A 4,066-nucleotide genomic window follows, 5' to 3' on the forward strand; every position below is an offset into this window, starting at 1 on the left:
CCGGCGGCGGCGCGTGGCCGCTCTTGCCGGCGGCCTGCGCGGCCAGCCACGACTGGATGTCGTCCGGCGGCACGTCCATCAGCCGCAGCGCGCCTTCCATCACGTTGTGGAACACCGGCGCCGAGACCAGGCCGCCGTAGTACTTGGCGCCCTGCGGGTCGTTGATGACGATGACCGTGGCGAAGCGCGGGTTGCTCGCCGGCACCAGGCCCGCGAACAGCGCGTTGTAGTGGCCGCGCTCGTAGCCGCCGGGGCCGGCCTTGCGCGCGGTGCCGGTCTTGCCGGCGACGTGGTAGCCCAGGATCGCCGCGCCCTTGGCGCCGCCCTGGGTGACCACGGTCTCCATCATCGCCACCACTTCCTTGGAGATCGCCGGGTCCAGCACCTGCTTGCTGTCCTCGTGCTGGCCCTTGACGAAGGTTGGGGTCACCAGGCGCCCGCCATTGCCCAGCGCGCAGTAGGCGCGGGCGATCTGCAGCGGCGTCACCGACAGGCCGTAGCCGTAGGACATGGTGGTCTTGGACGAACCGCTCCAGCGTGCCGGCGACGGAAACACGCCGGCCGATTCGCCGGGGAAGCCGCTGTGCGGGGAGCTGCCGTAGCCGTAGCTGTGGACCTGGTCGTAGAAGGTCTGGTCCGGCAGCTTGGCCGCGATCTTGGCCGCGCCGATGTTGGAGCTGCGGGTGATCACCCCGGTCACGGTCAGCACGCCGTTGTTGCGCGGCACGTCCTTGATCGTGAAGCGGCCCACCGACATGTAGCCGGGGTTGGTGTCGATCAGCGTGTCCTTGGTCACCACCCCGGCCTTGAGCGCGGTGGAGATGGTCAGCGGCTTCATCGTCGAGCCCGGCTCGACCAGGTCGGTGACCGCGCGGTTGCGGCGCACGTCCGGGTTGACCCCGTTGACCGCATTGGGGTTGTAGGTCGGCAGGTTGACCATGGCCAGGATTTCGCCGGTGGCCACGTCCATGATCACGATCGAGCCGCCGGCGGCCTTGTTCTCGACCAGCGCGTTGCGCAGTTCCTTGTAGGCCAGGAACTGGATGCGGCGGTCGATGCTCAGGGTCAGGTCCTTGCCCGGCTGCGCCGGCTTGACCAGGTCGATGCTCTCGACGATCGCGCCCTTGCGGTCGCGGATCACCCGCTTGGCGCCCGGCTTGCCGCGCAGCCACGAATCGAACGCCAGCTCCAGCCCTTCCTGACCACGGTCGTCGATGTTGGTGAAGCCCAGCACATGCGCCATCGCTTCGCCCTGCGGGTAGAAGCGGCGGAATTCGCGCTGCGAGAACACGCCGGGGATGCCCAGCGCGACCACCGCATGCGCCTTGTCCGGATTGATCCGGCGCTTGAGGTACATGAACTCCTTGTCCGCCTTCTGCGAGAGCTTGGCGGTGAGTTCGTCGACCGGCAGCTCCAGCGCCTGCGCCAGCTGCGGGATGCGGTCCGGGCTGCGCAGCAGTTCCTGCGGATTGACCCAGATCGACTCCACCGGCGTGGACACCGCCAGCGGCTCGCCGTTGCGGTCGGTGATCATGCCGCGCGAGGTGGCGATCGGCAGCTCGCGCAGGTAGCGCGCCTCGCCCTGGCGCTGGTAGAAATCGCTGTTGATCAGCTGCACGTAGGCCGCGCGGCCGATCAGGGTCACCGAGCACAGGCCCAGCGCCGCGCCGACCAGCACCAGGCGGCCGCGCAGGTTGAAGTTGCTGCGGGGGCGATTGCGGCCGCTCTTGTTCACGGACGCACCACCACGATGTCGCCGGTCTCGGGGAACTTCATCCCCAGCCGCTCGCGCGCGACCTGGTCGACGCGATTGCTCTCGGCCCAGGTCGCCTGCTCCAGCTGCAGCCGGCCGAACTCGATGTTCAGCTCGTCGCGGTTGTGCTCCAGCCGCGACAGCTCCACGAACAACTGGCGATGGCGATGGCGCATGTACACCACCCCGATTGCCGAGGCGATGGTGCAGGCGAGCAGCACGAGCAGCAGCAACCGGCTCATTGGGCGCTCCTGTGGAGCGCGCCATGCGCCGGCGGGAATGGGGAAACGGGAATGGGGAATGGGGAAGAGCCGGTCGACTGCGCACGGAAACCTTCCGTACCGGGAAGCGCGCTCTTGCTTTCGCCTTTCCAGATTCCCGATTCCCGACTCCCGATTCCCAGCTTCTCCGCCACTCGCAACACCGCGCTGCGCGCGCGCGGATTGACCGCCAGTTCGTCGGCGTCGGCCCTGATCGCGCCGCCGTGCAGGCGCAGGGTCGGCACGAAGGTCGTGGCCTCGGGCAGGCGACGGTTGCTCGGCGGGGCCTTGGCGTGGCGCTGCATGAACTGCTTGACGATGCGATCTTCCAGCGAGTGGAAGCTGATCACCGCCAGGCGGCCGCCGGGCTTGAGCCGGGCCAGCGCGGCGTCCAGGCCGGTCTCCAGATCGGCCAGCTCGCGGTTGATGTGGATGCGGATGGCCTGGAAGCTGCGGGTGGCCGGGTGGGTCTTGCTGTCGCCGCGCGGCATCACGCTGGCGATCAGCTCGGCCAGTTCGGCGGTGCGGGTCAGCGGCTGCTTCTCGCGGCGGGCGACGATGGCGCGGGCGATGCGCCGGCTCTGCCGCTCTTCACCGTAGGTCCACAGCACGTCGGCGATCTCGCGCTCCTCGGCGCGCGCCAGCCACTGCGCGGCGCTCTCGCCAGCGTCCGGGTCCATGCGCATGTCCAGCGGGCCGTCCTTGCCGAAGGAGAAGCCGCGCGCGGCCACGTCCAGCTGCGGCGAGGACACGCCCAGGTCGAACAGCACTCCGTCCAGGGCAACGGCGGCGTCCCACTGGCCCAGCTCGGCGAAGCTGCCGCGATAGATGGACACGCGCGCGTCGCCGCCGAACGCATGTTCGGCTTCGGCGATCGCCTCGGGATCCTTGTCCATCACCAGCAGCCGGCCTCCTGGGCCGAGTTTGTGCAGCACCCCGCGCGCGTGTCCGCCACGCCCGAACGTGCCATCCAGATAGATTCCGTTTTCGATCACCTGCAGCCCGTCCAGGACCTGCGCGAACAACACCGGCACATGCGCCGCCGATGGTTGCGACACCGGGAGGTGACCGGCCTGCGCCTGTCCGCGCATCCGGACACCCCGACTCACAACTTCAGATCGAGCAATCCATCGCCCAGATCCTCGTCAGACAACGTCTGCTGGATCAGTGCGCGATGAGCCTGCTCGCTCCACAGTTCGAACTTGTCGCCCATGCCCAACAGCACGGCGCGCTTTTCAATGCCCACCGCGGCGCGATGGCTCGGCGGAATGGTGATGCGGGCGTTGGCGTCCAGCTCCAGCGCCGCCGACGAACCCACCAGCTTTTGCTGCAGGACCCGCACCACGCGCTGGGTGTTGGGCTTGGCCATGACGTCGTCACGGACCCGCTCCCACTCCTTCTCCGCATACAGCCACAGGCAGCCGGCCTCGAACGGGTTGTAGGTCAGCACCAGCCGATTGCCGCTCACGCGCGCGACGAGGTCGCGGTACGCGGTGGGAACCGCCATACGCCCCTTGTCGTCCACAGTGATTGCGGTCTCGCCCTGAAACACGACGCCTGCACCTTTCCGAATCCGCCTGGGCGGTCATTGAACCACGAAAAACCACAAAAAACCCGGTTTCCCCTCAAGTGCCCACCTTAGCAGCGCGCAACGGGTTGTCAACAACTTTGCGAGCGGTAAATCGCTAGCGGGATCAATGGTTTGCAACGATCTTTAGAGACTTGTTCAAGGCTTATCCACAAGTTACTGTTTCGTCTCAAATTTTGAGATTGAACGGAAATTCAGGCCTGTGTACGCGGCGTTAAGGCGGTCGTCACCGGCCGTCGACATGGCGCCCAGGCTCGCGCCGCGTTGCGCAAGCGCGCACACTGCCGGGCATGTGTCTGGTCGTTCTCGCGCACGCTGCGCACCCGCGATGGCGCTTGCTGCTGGTCGGCAACCGCGACGAATTCCACGCCCGCCCGACCGCGCCGCTGCAGCGCTGGCCGGCCCCGGCGCAGCGCCTGCTGGCCGGGCGCGACCTGCGCTCCGGCGGCACCTGGGTGGGGCTGG

At 68.0% G+C, this 4,066-nt stretch carries 5 protein-coding genes; 1 reads left to right on the forward strand and 4 read right to left on the reverse strand.

Features of this window, described 5'->3' with window-relative positions; all coding sequences use genetic code 11:
- The 4 genes from D183_RS0108395 to mraZ form a co-directional block, all read right to left on the reverse strand.
- A partial coding sequence (locus D183_RS0108395) for a peptidoglycan D,D-transpeptidase FtsI family protein (RefSeq protein WP_017908613.1) occupies positions 1 to 1,735 on the reverse strand: 1,735 nt, incomplete at its 3' end.
- The gene (gene ftsL, locus D183_RS0108400) at positions 1,732 to 1,995 is read right to left on the reverse strand and encodes a cell division protein FtsL (protein WP_010344441.1); all 264 of its coding nucleotides are present in this window, start codon (positions 1,993 to 1,995) and stop codon (positions 1,732 to 1,734) included. The genes ftsL and D183_RS0108395, both read right to left, overlap by 4 nt.
- Complete coding sequence (gene rsmH / locus D183_RS0108405) at positions 1,992 to 3,104, reverse strand: 16S rRNA (cytosine(1402)-N(4))-methyltransferase RsmH (protein ID WP_017908614.1); 1,113 nt, start codon at positions 3,102 to 3,104, stop codon at positions 1,992 to 1,994. The genes ftsL and rsmH overlap by 4 nt, the downstream gene beginning before the upstream one ends.
- Before the next feature lie 14 nt (positions 3,105 to 3,118).
- On the reverse strand, positions 3,119 to 3,565 hold the full coding sequence (mraZ, locus tag D183_RS0108410; protein ID WP_026144304.1) for a division/cell wall cluster transcriptional repressor MraZ: 447 nt from the start codon (positions 3,563 to 3,565) through the stop codon (positions 3,119 to 3,121).
- A gap of 326 nt (positions 3,566 to 3,891) precedes the next feature.
- Between mraZ and D183_RS26405 the strand changes: the two genes are divergently transcribed.
- On the forward strand, positions 3,892 to 4,066 hold a 175-nt coding region (locus tag D183_RS26405), incomplete at its 3' end, for an NRDE family protein (protein WP_198527649.1).

The organism is Xanthomonas sp. SHU 199 (assembly GCF_000364665.1).
GTDB lineage: Bacteria > Pseudomonadota > Gammaproteobacteria > Xanthomonadales > Xanthomonadaceae > Xanthomonas_A > Xanthomonas_A sontii.

Coding starts and splice junctions, on each gene's coding strand:
- ftsL (WP_010344441.1), bottom strand. CDS start 1,995: ATGAGCCGGTTGCTGCTGCTCGTGCTGCTCGCCTGCACCATCGCCTCG.
- rsmH (WP_017908614.1), bottom strand. CDS start 3,104: ATGCGCGGACAGGCGCAGGCCGGTCACCTCCCGGTGTCGCAACCATCG.